The organism is Nonomuraea coxensis DSM 45129, assembly GCF_019397265.1.
Lineage (GTDB): Bacteria > Actinomycetota > Actinomycetes > Streptosporangiales > Streptosporangiaceae > Nonomuraea > Nonomuraea coxensis.
Map to the genome: position 1 here is coordinate 740288 of NZ_CP068985.1, position 12614 is coordinate 752901.

The 12614-nt window shown below is 71.0% G+C and carries 16 protein-coding genes; 9 read left to right on the forward strand and 7 right to left on the reverse strand.

Going from position 1 to position 12614, the window contains the following annotated elements; translation table 11 throughout:
• Positions 1-206: 206 nt before the first annotated feature.
• Together Nocox_RS03855 and Nocox_RS03860 are read right to left on the reverse strand one after the other, a co-directional pair.
• Positions 207-1133: an ankyrin repeat domain-containing protein gene (locus Nocox_RS03855; RefSeq protein WP_026214672.1), complete on the reverse strand. Its 927-nt coding sequence runs from the start codon at positions 1131-1133 to the stop codon at positions 207-209.
• Between the two features lie 113 nt (positions 1134-1246).
• Positions 1247-1849 carry a hypothetical protein gene (locus Nocox_RS03860; RefSeq protein ID WP_020544813.1) on the reverse strand — a complete coding sequence of 201 codons (603 nt, stop codon included), beginning with the start codon at positions 1847-1849 and terminating at the stop codon, positions 1247-1249.
• A 96-nt stretch (positions 1850-1945) separates the two neighbouring features.
• Here Nocox_RS03860 and Nocox_RS03865 point away from each other — a divergent pair, with 96 nt between their 5' ends.
• The 3 genes from Nocox_RS03865 to Nocox_RS03875 all read left to right on the forward strand — a co-directional run bounded on the left by Nocox_RS03865 (position 1946) and on the right by Nocox_RS03875 (position 4506).
• The gene (locus Nocox_RS03865; protein ID WP_020544814.1) at positions 1946-2302 is read left to right on the forward strand and encodes a hypothetical protein; all 357 of its coding nucleotides are present in this window, start codon (positions 1946-1948) and stop codon (positions 2300-2302) included.
• Positions 2303-2463: 161 nt separating this feature from the next.
• Positions 2464-3054 (forward strand): hypothetical protein, encoded by a 591-nt coding sequence (locus Nocox_RS03870; protein WP_020544815.1) that lies wholly within the window; start codon positions 2464-2466, stop codon positions 3052-3054.
• Between the two features lie 297 nt (positions 3055-3351).
• Positions 3352-4506 (forward strand): serine hydrolase domain-containing protein, encoded by a 1155-nt coding sequence (locus Nocox_RS03875; protein ID WP_063711655.1) that lies wholly within the window; start codon positions 3352-3354, stop codon positions 4504-4506.
• Positions 4507-4686: 180 nt separating this feature from the next.
• On the opposite strand, the gene Nocox_RS03880 is transcribed toward Nocox_RS03875, so the two are convergent.
• Entirely contained in the window at positions 4687-5415 is a 729-nt protein-coding gene (locus tag Nocox_RS03880; protein WP_020544817.1) for an SDR family oxidoreductase, read from the reverse strand.
• 98 nt (positions 5416-5513) lie between these two features.
• On the opposite strand from Nocox_RS03880, the gene Nocox_RS03885 reads away from it, so the two are divergent.
• Positions 5514-5915, forward strand: coding sequence for a hypothetical protein (locus Nocox_RS03885; RefSeq protein ID WP_020544818.1), 402 nt, complete (start codon positions 5514-5516; stop codon positions 5913-5915).
• Between the two features lie 37 nt (positions 5916-5952).
• Here Nocox_RS03885 and Nocox_RS03890 read toward each other — a convergent pair whose 3' ends face one another.
• Together Nocox_RS03890 and Nocox_RS03895 are read right to left on the reverse strand one after the other, a co-directional pair.
• Positions 5953-6648, reverse strand: coding sequence for a response regulator (locus tag Nocox_RS03890; RefSeq protein ID WP_033409925.1), 696 nt, complete (start codon positions 6646-6648; stop codon positions 5953-5955).
• Between the two features lie 145 nt (positions 6649-6793).
• Complete coding sequence (locus Nocox_RS03895; RefSeq protein ID WP_020544820.1) at positions 6794-7192, reverse strand: hypothetical protein; 399 nt, start codon at positions 7190-7192, stop codon at positions 6794-6796.
• Positions 7193-7431: 239 nt separating this feature from the next.
• Between Nocox_RS03895 and Nocox_RS03900 the strand changes: the two genes are divergently transcribed.
• The 4 genes from Nocox_RS03900 (at position 7432) to Nocox_RS03915 (ending at position 10586) form a co-directional block, all read left to right on the forward strand.
• Positions 7432-8013, forward strand: coding sequence for a hypothetical protein (locus tag Nocox_RS03900; RefSeq protein ID WP_020544821.1), 582 nt, complete (start codon positions 7432-7434; stop codon positions 8011-8013).
• Positions 8014-8029: 16 nt separating this feature from the next.
• Positions 8030-9244, forward strand: a complete 1215-nt coding sequence (locus Nocox_RS03905; protein WP_020544822.1) for a sensor histidine kinase — start codon at positions 8030-8032, stop codon at positions 9242-9244.
• 17 nt (positions 9245-9261) lie between these two features.
• Positions 9262-9609 (forward strand): VOC family protein, encoded by a 348-nt coding sequence (locus Nocox_RS03910; RefSeq protein WP_026214674.1) that lies wholly within the window; start codon positions 9262-9264, stop codon positions 9607-9609.
• Positions 9610-9722: 113 nt separating this feature from the next.
• Entirely contained in the window at positions 9723-10586 is an 864-nt protein-coding gene (locus Nocox_RS03915; protein ID WP_051112644.1) for an NAD(P)/FAD-dependent oxidoreductase, read from the forward strand.
• A gap of 51 nt (positions 10587-10637) precedes the next feature.
• Here the strand turns inward: Nocox_RS03915 and Nocox_RS03920 are convergent, their stop codons facing one another.
• On the reverse strand, positions 10638-11105 hold the full coding sequence (locus tag Nocox_RS03920; RefSeq protein ID WP_020544825.1) for a flavodoxin family protein: 468 nt from the start codon (positions 11103-11105) through the stop codon (positions 10638-10640).
• A 13-nt stretch (positions 11106-11118) separates the two neighbouring features.
• Positions 11119-11511 (reverse strand): winged helix-turn-helix transcriptional regulator, encoded by a 393-nt coding sequence (locus Nocox_RS03925; protein ID WP_020544826.1) that lies wholly within the window; start codon positions 11509-11511, stop codon positions 11119-11121.
• A gap of 90 nt (positions 11512-11601) precedes the next feature.
• On the opposite strand from Nocox_RS03925, the gene Nocox_RS03930 reads away from it, so the two are divergent.
• Positions 11602-12564 carry an NADP-dependent oxidoreductase gene (locus tag Nocox_RS03930; RefSeq protein WP_033409951.1) on the forward strand — a complete coding sequence of 321 codons (963 nt, stop codon included), beginning with the start codon at positions 11602-11604 and terminating at the stop codon, positions 12562-12564.
• Positions 12565-12614 lie beyond the last annotated feature (50 nt).

A 12614-nucleotide genomic window follows, 5' to 3' on the forward strand; every position in this document is an offset into this window, starting at 1 on the left:
GACACCAGTGTTGCGCATCACTCCCTATGCGGTAGGGCGTTCCCGATTCGGGTAAGACCGCGCCTTACATGGTGAGTCGGACGGGTCGTTTGTACGTCGAAGGCCCGGTTAAGGGTCCGCGGTTCGATGGGTGTGCCGTACCTCGTGGTGAAGACCAAAGCCGGGCAGCCCTTCTGCCTGGCCTCTTGGGGCTGGTAGTCCATGCGTCAGGCCCAGTAGTCGCGCTCGGGCAGTCGCATCCACGTGTCGGGCGGGCCGAGAACCGGACGGGCGTCGGTCAGGCGCAAGCCCGCGCCGGCACAGCAGTAGGCCACGGCGCGGAAGTGGTAGAGGTAGGTGGCGAGGATCTCGTCGGCGGGGTCGTCGGGGGATACGCGGCCGCCGCCGGGATGTGTGTCCCAGGCTTCGAGGGCGCCGTCTCGGGCGACCCGTCCCTGGTTGCCGCTCTTGGGGTTGGCGTACATGGCGTAGCACACGGTGTCCGGCGAGAGGCGCTGGATGACGCCGGGAGTGGAGGCGCCGTAGCCCCACGGTTGGGTGATGACGCAGCCTCCGGGCACGTCCGTGATGCCGATGATGGTCAGGCTGTGGTCGACGTCCCGCCATGGATCGTCCTCGATCAGTTCGAGGTCGTCCTCGTTGGCGGGAGTGGCTTCGAGTCGCCGTGTTGCCTCGGCCACGGTGATCAAACGTCTGGCTTCCGTCGCGGCGGCGGCCTCGGCTGCGGACAGACCGATCTCCGGTGAAGGTACGGGGAAGAGATCAGGGGTGGGGCCGGCCAGGCTGAGGCGGCCGGGGGACCAGCCGTTCATCATGGGACGCCACGGGTCGGCTCCAGCGGCGGCAAGGGCCCGCGCGTTGTCGGGACGGTTCGCGAACACGGCCGCCCACAGCGCGGTCCGGCCCTCGTGCTCCGCATCGATGTCGTCGACGCGTCTGGCCAGTTCGGTGATCACTTCAGGCGAGCCGCGTTCGGCAGCGGCGTGCAGCGGCCTTCCATGAAGCCGCACGCCGGAGTTGGGATCAGCGCCCGCATCGAGCCGGGCACGAATCAGGCCGAGATCCGTCCAGTCGTTCCGGCCTCTGCCGGACCAGCCGATGCCGGACCATCCGGCTTCGTCGGTGACAGCCATGGCACTCCTTGACTCACTGAGTGGGCGAGTGACTGATCATGGCTTACGAGGCCGACAAGTTCGGCCTGATATCTCGGTAGGCATCAGAGGGGTGGTGCTAGCCAGGCGTTCGCCTACTCCGTCATGGTGATCAGCAAGTATTGGTCGAGAGCCGAGATGAGCCTGTCGGCCATGGATGGGGTGGTGGCAGTCGCCCATTGCCGTGCGAGGTTGAGGAATTCCGTGAGGTGCTGTTGGACGGTGGTGAGCAGGCGGGAGAGTTCGCCGCGGGTGATCTCGATGGATGCAGTGTTTCCATCGTGCTGCCGGAGTTGGATGACGTTATCCACATGTGTGATGTGCGGTGTGGGGTCGTGGCCGAGCCAGGGCTTTTGTCCCCGAGTCACGTCCCACCAGTCCCGCCAGTTCTCCAAGCCGGAGCAGCAACCGGGCGCGATGCTGACGCCCGTGGCGGTGTCGCGGAAGAGGAGACCGCCCGGGGCGATCAGGCCTTCCGCTTCGGCGAGATGCTGGTCCAGGTGTGCGTCGGTCAGGCTGGCGGCGTGGGCGACGGGAATGTGGTTGTAGTTGAAGATGACGGCCATGGCCGTTCCTACCTCGGCGGGAGACAGCAGGCCGGAGAGGGCGAGAAGACGATCGTTCGATGGTTGTGCGATCGGCCAGGCCGTGAAGCCGTCCGCGTCGTAGGTCTCCAGGACGGCGTTGACGATGACCATGGCCGTCAGTATCCAGGCATTGCTCGTGGTGCGGTTGCTGTAGGTGCGAGGAGGGCTGACCGGCAGTCAGCTCTGGCGGACGATCGTCTGGCTGGAGTGGTCGTCGCCCAGTTCGTGCATGGATCCGACGCCCCTGAAGTCATCGATGTGTGGCTTCGCTTGGAGTCTGTGATCATTGGCATCGGAGTCGCTGCCGACTGGTCGTTGGTGATCGAGCCAGACGAACCAGGGCAGGGCTACGTGATGGACGAACTGGGCAGCCGCGTCGATGTGGTCTCCGCACCGGATGACGTTCCCTTCGTACGGCACATCGGAGAACGGCTTGTCCGCGCTGTCGAGCGGTTCGGCGGCGGAGTGGACGGCACCGAGCGGGTGGGAGTGGAGTTCGTGTTCGATTCGGGGAGTGTGGTCGCGGAGAGTTGGGCCGGCGACCTGCGGTTGACCAACGGCTGACCCACCATGAGCGGGGCCGGCCTTGGGCCCGGGCGGCTCGCTCGCCCTACGGTGCGACGGCCGGTCGGCGCTGGGGACGCTCGCACGATGGGCGGCGGGCGGTCTCTCCGGGCCCGTCCCAGCTCGGCGGAATCGTCACCAGTGAAAGTGAGGATCACGCGGTGGACATGACGAGCGAGCTTCCTGATGCGCCTCGCCGGCCCGCTTCCGTGAATGTCGGCGGCAGGACATGGGGGGCGGTCGCCTTATTGCTGGGGGTCGGGGTCGTTTATGCGACGAGCATTCCTGGGTGGCATGTCATGTGGCTCATGGCCCTTGGCGTCGGCTGGCTGTTGTTCGGCGTCAGCTGGCTGGTCGCGCTCGGCGTTGTCCTTGTGAGGAGAGGGAGGCCGGCGGCACTGCGTCGCGACTGGCGCTTCTGGGCTGTGCCGCCCCTGGTCGTGGTGTTGGTCGGCTCGCTGGTCCACGTGGGGGCGCCGGTCAGGATGCGTTTCGAGTTGTCGCGTGGCAGCCTCGACCACTTTGCGAGGACGGTGTCGGAGGGGACTCCGCCGGGGAAACGGCAGTGGATAGGGCTTTATCCCGTCAAGTATCTAGAAGGGTCTCGCCGGGCGTTCGGCTTCATGATTGAGGATGCCGGCTTCTTCGGAAGTCATGGCTTCGCCTGGAGTGCGGATGGCGAGCCGGACATCGACGCGCCGGGCTTCTACCGCCACTTCGACGGGCCTTGGTACATCTGGATCGACGATTGACAGCTGGTTCGTCCGTCTCGGGGCCAAGCGCCCACCAGGCCGGAACCCGAAGGCGGGCGTGGGGGGGTGGGTTCGCGGGTTCTGGTTGTTGTGGGTTCGATGAGCCTGCTCGTCCACCGCTACCGCGTCGGTACGTCACCGATCTGGAGGCCGGAGCGCTGCGGACGAATCCGGTGGTGATCAGCGCTCCGCGCGGCATGCCGATGGCTCCCGGCGCGCCCTCATCGTCACTCTAAGGATGGGTTCATACACTGTGAGTGACTACAGCTCGTCCTTCACGTCCGAAACGGATCAGCCATGCGCCGTGCCAGGCAGCCGCGTACCGCCGTTCTGTCCATTCTCGTTCTCGGGCTCGTCGCCGCACCGAGCTCCGGGGTGCGGGCCGCGGCCGAGCCCGGTGTCGTCCCGCGGTCGGACCGCGCCGCCCTTCAGCGCGTCCTCGACGAGGCGGTTCGCCAGGGTTCTCCCGGCGCGCTCGCGCAGTCCCGGGCGTACGGCGTCGTCCGGAACCTCTCCAGCGGCGTCGCGGACATCACGACGCGCCGGCCGCCGAGGGCCGACATGCGGTTCAGGGCGGGCAGCGTCACCAAGACGTTCGTGGCCACCGCGATCCTGCGCCTGGTCGCCACCGGACGCCTCCACCTGGACGACACCGTCGGGGAGGTCCTCCCCGGTGTCGTCCCGGAGCCCGGCGGCGACACCATCACCATCCGCATGCTGCTCAACCACACCAGCGGCCTGTACGACTACACCGCCGACCCCCGGCTGGAGCAGATCGTGGTGAGCGATCCCGCGCACTGCTTCACCCCGGCCGAGCTGGTCCGCTTCGCCACCCAGCACCCGTTGTCCTTTCCGCCCGGCACGTCGTGGGCGTACTCCAACACCGACTACTCGCTGCTCGCCATGGTGATCGAGAAGATCACTGGCCGCTCCTACGCCGAGGAGATCACCCGCACTCTTCTCCGCCCTCTCGGCCTGCGGGACACCTACTTCCCGGGCTGCTCGCCGCTCATCCGCGGGCCGCACATGAGCGGGTACACCCGGACCGATCCGGCGCAACCGGGGATCCAGGACGTGACGACGTACAACCCGTCCTTCGCGGCGGGGGAAGGCGACATCATCTCCACGGTCGGTGACCTCAACCGGTTCGACGCGGCGTTGCTGGCCGGTCGGCTGCTGCCCGCCCGGCTGCTGCGGATGATGCTCACGCCCACTCCCGGCTCCTTTCCCGGCAGCGACACCTTCAGGTACGGCCTCGGCGTGGTGATCGCCACCGCGTCCTGCGGCGTGACCACGTACGGCCATGCCGGGGAGATCCAGGGCTGGCAGACCTGGATGTCCGGCACCCGTGGCGGCCGGCACACGATGTCCTTCGTCCTCAACAGCGACTGGCTGGACCAGGGCAGCATCATCACCAGGGCGGTGAACGCCGAGTACTGCGGGACTCCCTGACCCGGAGGGCGCAGCGACCTGGTGGGGGAGCAAGCGGGCTCGAAGGTGGCGGAGATGCGCTCCATGTACTCGACGATGTCCGGGTGCGGGGCGGCCTCTCGCAGGGGAGCCTCACGGGTGATGAGCGAGCCGCACGTCCCCGGCGCGCCGGCGCGCCGGCTTGCTCCTGTGTGCGAGCGTTCAGACCTGTTCGAAGTGGAAGGCCTTGATGAAGCAGTCACGGGGCTGGGCGACCGCGAAGAGGACGCACTCCAGGATCGACTGCGCGGTGAGGGCGTCCTTGGCCTTCCGCGGGGTGGACTCCCAGTCCTCGGAGAGGGGGTCGGGGTTGTCGAAGTCGGGCGGGTAGAGCGATATCACCCGGACTCCCTGGGGCCGCAGGCGCTTGGAGAGAATCTCGGTGAAGCCTGCCTGGGCGCTCTTGGCCGCGTAGAAGGCGTCGTGCGCGTCCGAGCGGTGATGTCCGGCCGTTCCGCAGGCCGAGACCATCGTCACCACATCCGGCTTGTCCGAGTTGAGCAGGAGAGGGAGGAAGCTCTTCACGGTCAGGACCGTGCCCGTCGCGCCGGAGGCGATGGTGTCGACGACATCGCTGTCGGAGGCCGACAGGAGGTCCGGGCCGTGGAGGTAGCGCGCGCCGTTGTTGATCAGGATGTCGACGCGGTCGGTCCGCTGGGCGACGCCGGTCGCGAAGTCGCGGATCGAGGCGGGATCCGTCAGGTCGCAGGCATGGGCGTGGACGTGCCGATGGCCTCGGGCGCGGATCTCGTCGCGGACGCGTTCGGCGGCGGCGAGGCTGCGGGCGGACAGGAAGACCTCGGCGCCGAGGTCTGCGAGCCGGATGGCCAGGGTTCGCCCGAAGTCGCGGCCGGCGGCGGTGATGACCACGCGATGGTCGTCGAATCTCATGGGTTCGCTCCTTTGCGCGTTCGTCGCCGCCGGGCTGAGAGTATTGGGCTCGCGTTCTCCTCGTGCTGCCGGGGTGGGGATGGACCTAGTCTCTTCTTGTGGAGGCGGCGGAGGCGGAATCGGGCAACGTCAGCGGCATGGTCCTCGGCCTGCTGGCGGTGATCTGGTTCTTCGGGGTTCCGCTGTGCCTCTGGCAGGCCATTGCCGCCGCCCTCACGGGGTATGCCGGGTTCGAGGGTGAGGGCACGAACGCGTGGCTGACCGCGGCGGCGGTGATCTTCACTGTCGTGCCCGTCCTCGCGACCGGCATCTGCGTGGTCACTCGCAGAGTCGTGCGCGCGTGGATCTTCGGCCTCGTCGCGGCCGCGTGCGTGCTTCTCGTCCTGGCGGGTCTGTACAGCGAGGCGCGTCGGGCGGAGCTGCTCCGTCCCCCGGAGCCGCTGCCGTCCGGCTACTGTGCCGAGTACAGCGGCGGAGACAGCGACTGTCCCGGCGGCTGAGCGCGGTCGATGGGTGGCATGGCGCCACCTCACGGCGTCAGTGCTGAACGGGTGGCGGACTGCTCCCGGGGAGAACCAGGCCGCAGTGATAGGCGACCGCGATGGCCTGAGCCCGGTCGCGCAGGCCGAGCTTGATGAGAACGCGGCCGAGATGCGTCTTGACGGTGGCCTCGCTGACGCTCAGGTGGCGCGCGATCTCCGCGTTGGACAGCCCGTGGGCGACGAGCACGTGCACCTCCCGCTCGCGGACGGTGAGCCCGGCGAGCTCGGCGGGCGTCGGCCGCTGCGGGTCGTGACGGGCGGCGAAGTCCTTGAGCAGGCGCTTGGCCACGCCCGGCGCGATCCACGCGTCGCCGGCCGCCACCGCCCGCACCGCCGCGAGGAGATCCTCGGGCTTGGCGTCCTTGAGCATGAATCCCGACGCTCCGGCCCGCAGCGCCGCGTACACGGCGTCGTCCGTGTGGAACATGGTCAGGATGAGCACCTTGATCGGCCGGTCCGGGTCCTTCGCGAAGCCGTCGGCGGTGATCTTGCGGGTCGCCTCCACGCCGTCGAGGTGCGGCATCCGGACGTCCATCAGCACCACGTCCGGCTGGAGGGCCCGAGCCTGTTCGACGGCCTCGACGCCGTCGCCGGTCTGGCCGAGGACGACGATGTCGTCCACGCCGAGCAGCAGAGCGAGACCCTCGCGGATGAGGGGCAGGTCATCACAGATGAGCACGCGAACCGCCACCGCGCCTCCCCGCCCCTGGCACTCGGCGCCCTTCGTAAGGATTGTCCTCGGACGAAGGCCGCTCGTCGAGAGGGGCGCCGCCGGCCGGGCGGGGTGCGGGCTCCAGCCGGCCCGTACGCCCCGGGGGGCGTACGGGCGGGTTCCGTCACGGCTGGATGAGGAAGGTACGGCTCCGGCCGAAGCTGGAGTCGAAGTTGCTGATGCCCACGAGCAGGTAGGCGTGGACCTCGCAGAGGTGCCCCTTCCTGGTGGCGAGATCCGCCGACCGCACCCTGAAGACGAAGGAGTTGCCCTCCGCGGGCCAGGTCGGTTTACCCAGGGTGTCCTTGATCGGACCGGGCGTGTACGGGATGTTGTCGTTGGCCGTCAGGTCGCGCACGACGATGTCGACGGTGAAGGCGCCCCCCAAGCCGAAAAGGGCGGTGCCGGCCTCGGTCTCCACCACGACCTCGAAGTCGGTGCTGGAGTCGAAGGTCACGTCGGCGATCGTCTTGCCCAGGCCGCGCGTGTAGACCTGGATGAGCTCGGCGTCGTTCGGTCCCATGCTGAACTCTCCTTCTCGCGGCTTCGCGCCGCATCGGTTCGTCAGTTCCGCATACTCGTCCTCGCGCCCGCCTGCGGTCGTCTGACTCCGGTCGGATTTCGGCCGTCATACGCCGGTCGGAGGCGGGCCGTGCGCGTGAGCGCGGAATCGGAGGGAGCTGCTCGCCCGGGGAAGGATGATTCGCCGGGATTCTCCGGAGACAATGCGGTTGATCGGCCTGATGGTGAGAGGACGGCGCCATGGAATTCCCGGACGGCTCGGAGATCGCGGTGTCGCTGCAGGACCGTTCGCTCGACCGGCGGAGCTCAGGATGTCACCTGGCGCTCGGCGTGCTCCTCACCGCCGAGCAGGCGGTGTTCGACCTCCCGGCCGGCCGCGAGTTCGGCGACGCGCCGCAGCTCGAGGTGCTGATCGCGCCGGTGGGCGCGGGCCGGCAGGACGTGATCGAGCGGATCCGCCCGCTGCAGGTGCTGGTGAGGTCGCTGGAGGAGACGCCTGGTACGCGGGTGGCACTGTTGCCGCTGGCGCAGCCGTCCCGGTACGGCGCGGCGCGCCCACGGCTCGACCAGGCCGCGGTGCGGCGGGCGCTGGAGCGGACCGGGGAGATCTGGTCGGCGCTCATCGATCTGAAGCTGGCCCGGCGGCCGTTACGCGACATCGACCCGGCGGAGCTGCTGGACCGTCTCGACGCGATCGAGGCCGCGCAGCTGCGCTCGCTGGTGCAGGTCCGGCTCGGGCGCACCCCGGAGGAGGTCGCCAACTGCCCGTTCTCCAACATCACGGAGTGCGGGCGCGGGGGCTTCTTCCGCGTGGACCGCTAGGGCGAGGCGGCTGGTGATGGGACGGCTCCGCGCCCTGGCGGCACGGGCGGCCCGTGCGCCGGTGGCCGCGCGCGACGGGCTGCTCGCGGCCGTGCTCTGTGCCGTCGATCTCCGTACGCAGTGGACCGTGGAGGCGGCCGACCGGCTCGTCGGTGAGGGGCCGGTGCCGTGGCCTCTCGTCGTCGGGTACGCCGTGGCGGGGTACGCCGCGCTCGCCTGGCGCCGGCACCGGCCGGGGACGGTGTTCGTGGTCGTCCTGGTCCACAGTCTCGTGGCGCAGGTGTTCCTGCCCTGGCGGCCGCTGCTCGGGCTGCTCGTCGCGTTCTACACGGTCGCGGTCCGGATGAGCCTGCCCCGGTCGCTGGCCGCGCTGCTGGGTGTCAGCGTGGCGTCCGCGCTCACCGTCGCCGACGAGGTCTCGGACTCGCCGCCGGGTGAGCGCGTGGACGTGCTGCTGGTCAACGTCATCCTGTACCTGGTGCTGGAGCTGGCCCTCTGGGGGGTCGCCAGGATCGTCCACCGGGGCGGGCGCGAGCTGCGCGCGTCGGAGGCGCGGCGCCGGGCGGCGGCACGGGTGGCGGTCGCCGAGGAACGGGCCCGCATCGCGCGTGAGCTGCACGACATCGTGGCCCACGCGGTGACGGTGATCGTGTTGCAGGCCGCGGGGGCGCGGCAGGTCCTGCCGGCCGGGCTTCCGCAGGTGGAGCGGTCGCTCACGAACATCGAGACCACCGGCAGGCAGGCGATGGACGAGCTGCGCCGGCTCCTCGGGGTGCTCGCCGACGCCGGGCTGCGCCCCGGTGAGGGCGCCAAGGAGCTGGAGCCGCATCCGGGCATCGAGGACCTGGGGCCGGTCGTCGCGCGGGTCGCCGCCGCCGGCCTTCCCGTGCGGGTCGATCATCACGGTACGGCCCGGCCGCTCGACACCAGTGTCGGTGTGGCCGCGTACCGGGTGGTGAGCGAGGGGCTCACCAACGCGCTGAAACACGGCGGCGCCGGTGCCCGTACGGTCGTCCGGCTGGAGTGGAAGGACGAGGAGCTCGTCGTGTCGGTCACCGACGACGGATGGGGCCGGCCCCCGGAGGACGCGACGCCGCTCTCGGGGGGACACGGCCTGGCCGGGCTGGACGAGCGGGTGCGCGCCGTCGGCGGGCGGCTGCGGGCCGGACCGCTCGCGGACGGGGGATACCAGGTTTCGGCCACGCTGCCGGCGTCGGCCCGCGACCGTTGATCGCTACGCTGGCCGTCATGCGTGGACGTGTGAACCAGATCGTGGTGGACTGCCGGGATCCGGAGAGCCTGGTGGGGTTCTGGGCGGCGCTTCTCGGGGGCGAGCCGGTGCACCGGGCGCGGGGGTGGTCGCAGGTGGAGCCGCCCGGCGGCGTACGGCTGGCGTTCCAGCCGGTCGCCGAGGGCAAGACGGTGAAGAACCGGCTGCACCTGGACATCGCGGTCGAGGAGATCGGGCCCGCCGTCGCCGCCGCGGTACGGCTCGGCGCCTCGCCGATCGGCGAGCGGGTCACGGACGATCAGGGGGCGTTCCAGGTCATGGCCGATCCGGAGGGGAACGAGTTCTGCTTCGTCGCGCCGGCCTGACGCGGGCGGGATGGGGCGAAGTCGTGCAGGCGCCCGGGAGGTGAGGTGAGGGTGCCGGGCGGATCCCGTGCAGAGCGGTGTCGCGGCGCGGGAGTGTGCCTACCTTGCGAGGTATGCGAAGAGTGGACGTACTGGTGGTGGGTGCGGGGCTGGCCGGTCTGCACACCGCCCGGCTGCTCGCCCGGCGCGGCCTGGACGTGCTGGTGATCGACCGGCGCAGGCCGCCCGGCCCGGGGACCCGGACGACGGGGATCCGGACGACGGGGATCTTCGTCCGCCGTACCCTCGACGACTTCGACCTGCCCGAGCACCTGCTCGGGCCCGGCATCCGGGACGTGCTGCTGTACCCGCCGTCGCGGCGCTCGCCGGTCCGGCTCACCAGCGACCGGGACGAGTATCGCGTGGCCGACATGCCGGGCGTCTACCGGCACGCGCGCCACGCGGCGCAGGCCGCGGGGGCCGAGGTCCTGCTCGGCGTCCGGTACGTCGGGGCGCGGGCGGGCGTCGTGACCCTGGAGGGGGCGGAGCCGGTGGCGGCCAGGTTCGTCGTCGGGGCGGACGGCGCGCGCTCGCACGTGGCTCGTGACCTGGGCCTCGACGTCAACCGGCGGTTCCTGGTCGGCGCCGAGCTCGTGCATCCGATCGCGCCGGGGACGAGCGGCCCGGCGTTCCACTGCGGGCTGGACCCGTGCCTGCGCCTGTCGGAGCTGGCGGCGGCGGTGGTCGCCGGCTACCTGCGGACCGGCGACGAGGACGTGCTGCGCCGGTACGACGGGGGCGCGCTGCGGGCCCGGTTCCGGGGGCGGCTGCTGCTGCGGCGGGCGTTCGCCGGCGTCCGGTCGCCCGTGGCGGCGGAGGCGGCGGTGGGGCTGCTGCGCGGGCGGGCGGGGCGGGCGCTGGCGGCGCGGGTCCTGTTCGGCGACGGCTCGTTCCCCGACGTGCGGGCCGGGCTCGCCGACCTGGCGGCCACCCGATGAGACCTGGCGGCCACCCGATGACGGACGGCCAAGGGGCCGCGGACGCGCGCCTCACGCGGGGCTGATCGTCGCGGCGAGGGTGGCGCCGAGTTCCCAGCAGGCCGCGAGGTCGTCCTTGCCCGGGGGCCCTGTCACCGTGACCGGCTCCCGGACCCGCTCCCAGCCGAGCCCGGCGGCGATCGACTCCACCGCGCGGACGGCCCCGGTCGTGTCGTTGTTGCCGTGGACGTACAGCCCGTACGGCAGCCGCCGCGTCTCCTCCAGGCACGGGTAGTAGACGGTGTCGAAGAAGTGCTTGAGCGCGCCGCTCATGTAGCCGATGTTGGCGGGCGTGCCCAGGACGACCCCGTCGGCCTCGAACAGGTCGACGGCGGTGGCCCGCAGCGCCGCCCGGGCGACCACCTCGACGCCCTCGACCTCGTCGGTCGTGGCGCCCTCGCGCACGGCGGCGAAGAGCTCGTGGAGCGTGGGCGAGGCGGTGTGGTGCACGATCAGCAGGCGGCGGACGTCTCGTGACACGGCGACGATCCTCTCACGCCTCCGGCGGGCGGCCCGCGTCGGCGCGCGCGGCGTGGATCTCGTCGAGGTGCTCCTCCACCCAGGAGCGCAGCAGGCCGAGAGGCCCGGCGACGCCGCGCCCGAGGTCGGTGAGCGCGTATTCGACGTGCAGCGGGACCGCCGGGTAGATCGTGCGGTCGACGAAGCCGTTCTCCTCCAGGCGGCGCAGGGTCTGGGTGAGCACCTTGGGGCTCACGCCCTCCAGCCGGCGCTGCAACGCGCCGAAGCGCCGCGGCCCCTCCTCCAGCGCGCCGACGGCGAGGGCGGACCACTTGTTGGCCAGCAGGTCGAGGACGTCCCGGCACGGGCACTGCGCGGCGTAGACGTCGTGCCGGTCGTGCAGGCCCGAGCGGCAGGTCTGCGCCATGGCCTGGTCCTTCCTTCATGGGTGATTGCTTCCCGAAGGATAGTAGTGTCCCTTGAAATTCACTACCCTCTGATGGGTAGCGTCGGCTGCATGTCATCCACCATGCGCGCGATCATCCAGGACTCCTTCGGCGGCCCGGAGGTGCTGCGCCTCGCCGAGGTGCCGCGCCCGGCCCCGCTGCCCACCGAGATCCTGGTACGGGTCCACGCCGCCGGCGTGAACCCGGTGGACTGGAAGACCCGCCAGGGCTCCGGCATGGCCGGGGTACTGGGGGAGCCGCCGTTCATCCTGGGCTGGGACGTCTCCGGCGTGGTCGAGGAGACCGGGTTCGGCGTGACCATCTTCGAGCCGGGGGACGAGGTGTTCGGCATGCCGTGGTTCCCGCGCCAGGCGGGGGCGTACGCCGAGTACGTCACCGCGCCCGCTCGCCACTTCGCCCGCAAGCCGCGCGCCTTCGGCCACGAGGCCGCCGCCGGGACCCCGCTGGCCGCGCTCACCGCCTGGCAGTCCCTGGTCGACACCGCCGCGCTCGGCAGCGGGCAGCGGGTGCTGATCCACGCGGCGGCGGGCGGCGTCGGCCATCTGGCGGTGCAGCTCGCCCGGCACGCGGGCGCGTACGTGATCGCCACCGCGAGCGCCGCCAAGCACGACTGGCTGCGCTCGCTGGGCGCGGACGAGGTCATCGACTACACCGCGACCAGGTTCGAGGACGTCGTCCGCGACGTGGACGTGGTGCTCGACCTCGTCGGCGACTCCCATGACGGGACGAGCACCCGTTCGCTGCAGGTGCTGCGGACGGGCGGGCTGCTGATCGCGGTGCCGTCGGGCGTGGCGCCGGAGCTGGTCGAGCGGGCCCGCGAGCACGGCGTGCGCGCCACCGGGATCCTGGTCGAGCCGGACGGCGCGGCGCTGGCCAGGATCGCCGAGCTGATCGACAAGGGTGAGCTGAGCGTCGAGATCGAGGACGTCTTCCCGCTCGCGGAGGCCGCCGAGGCGCACCGGCGCGGCGAGCGGGGACGCACCCGGGGCAAGATCGTGCTCCGCGTCCCCTGACCCGCCGGCCGATCCGCCCGATCCTCCCGGTCCGCCCGCCGATAGGGGCG

What these genes read in the sequence shown, in the direction of transcription:
- Nocox_RS03855 (WP_026214672.1), bottom strand. Translation starts at nt 1,133, where the DNA reads ATGGCTGTCACCGACGAAGCCGGATGGTCCGGCATCGGCTGGTCCGGC.
- Nocox_RS03860 (WP_020544813.1), bottom strand. Translation starts at nt 1,849, where the DNA reads ATGGTCATCGTCAACGCCGTCCTGGAGACCTACGACGCGGACGGCTTC.
- Nocox_RS03875 (WP_063711655.1), top strand. Translation starts at nt 3,352, where the DNA reads ATGCGCCGTGCCAGGCAGCCGCGTACCGCCGTTCTGTCCATTCTCGTT.
- Nocox_RS03880 (WP_020544817.1), bottom strand. Translation starts at nt 5,415, where the DNA reads ATGAGATTCGACGACCATCGCGTGGTCATCACCGCCGCCGGCCGCGAC.
- Nocox_RS03895 (WP_020544820.1), bottom strand. Translation starts at nt 7,192, where the DNA reads ATGGGACCGAACGACGCCGAGCTCATCCAGGTCTACACGCGCGGCCTG.
- Nocox_RS03900 (WP_020544821.1), top strand. Translation starts at nt 7,432, where the DNA reads ATGGAATTCCCGGACGGCTCGGAGATCGCGGTGTCGCTGCAGGACCGT.
- Nocox_RS03905 (WP_020544822.1), top strand. Translation starts at nt 8,030, where the DNA reads ATGGGACGGCTCCGCGCCCTGGCGGCACGGGCGGCCCGTGCGCCGGTG.
- Nocox_RS03910 (WP_026214674.1), top strand. Translation starts at nt 9,262, where the DNA reads ATGCGTGGACGTGTGAACCAGATCGTGGTGGACTGCCGGGATCCGGAG.
- Nocox_RS03915 (WP_051112644.1), top strand. Translation starts at nt 9,723, where the DNA reads ATGCGAAGAGTGGACGTACTGGTGGTGGGTGCGGGGCTGGCCGGTCTG.
- Nocox_RS03925 (WP_020544826.1), bottom strand. Translation starts at nt 11,511, where the DNA reads ATGGCGCAGACCTGCCGCTCGGGCCTGCACGACCGGCACGACGTCTAC.
- Nocox_RS03930 (WP_033409951.1), top strand. Translation starts at nt 11,602, where the DNA reads ATGTCATCCACCATGCGCGCGATCATCCAGGACTCCTTCGGCGGCCCG.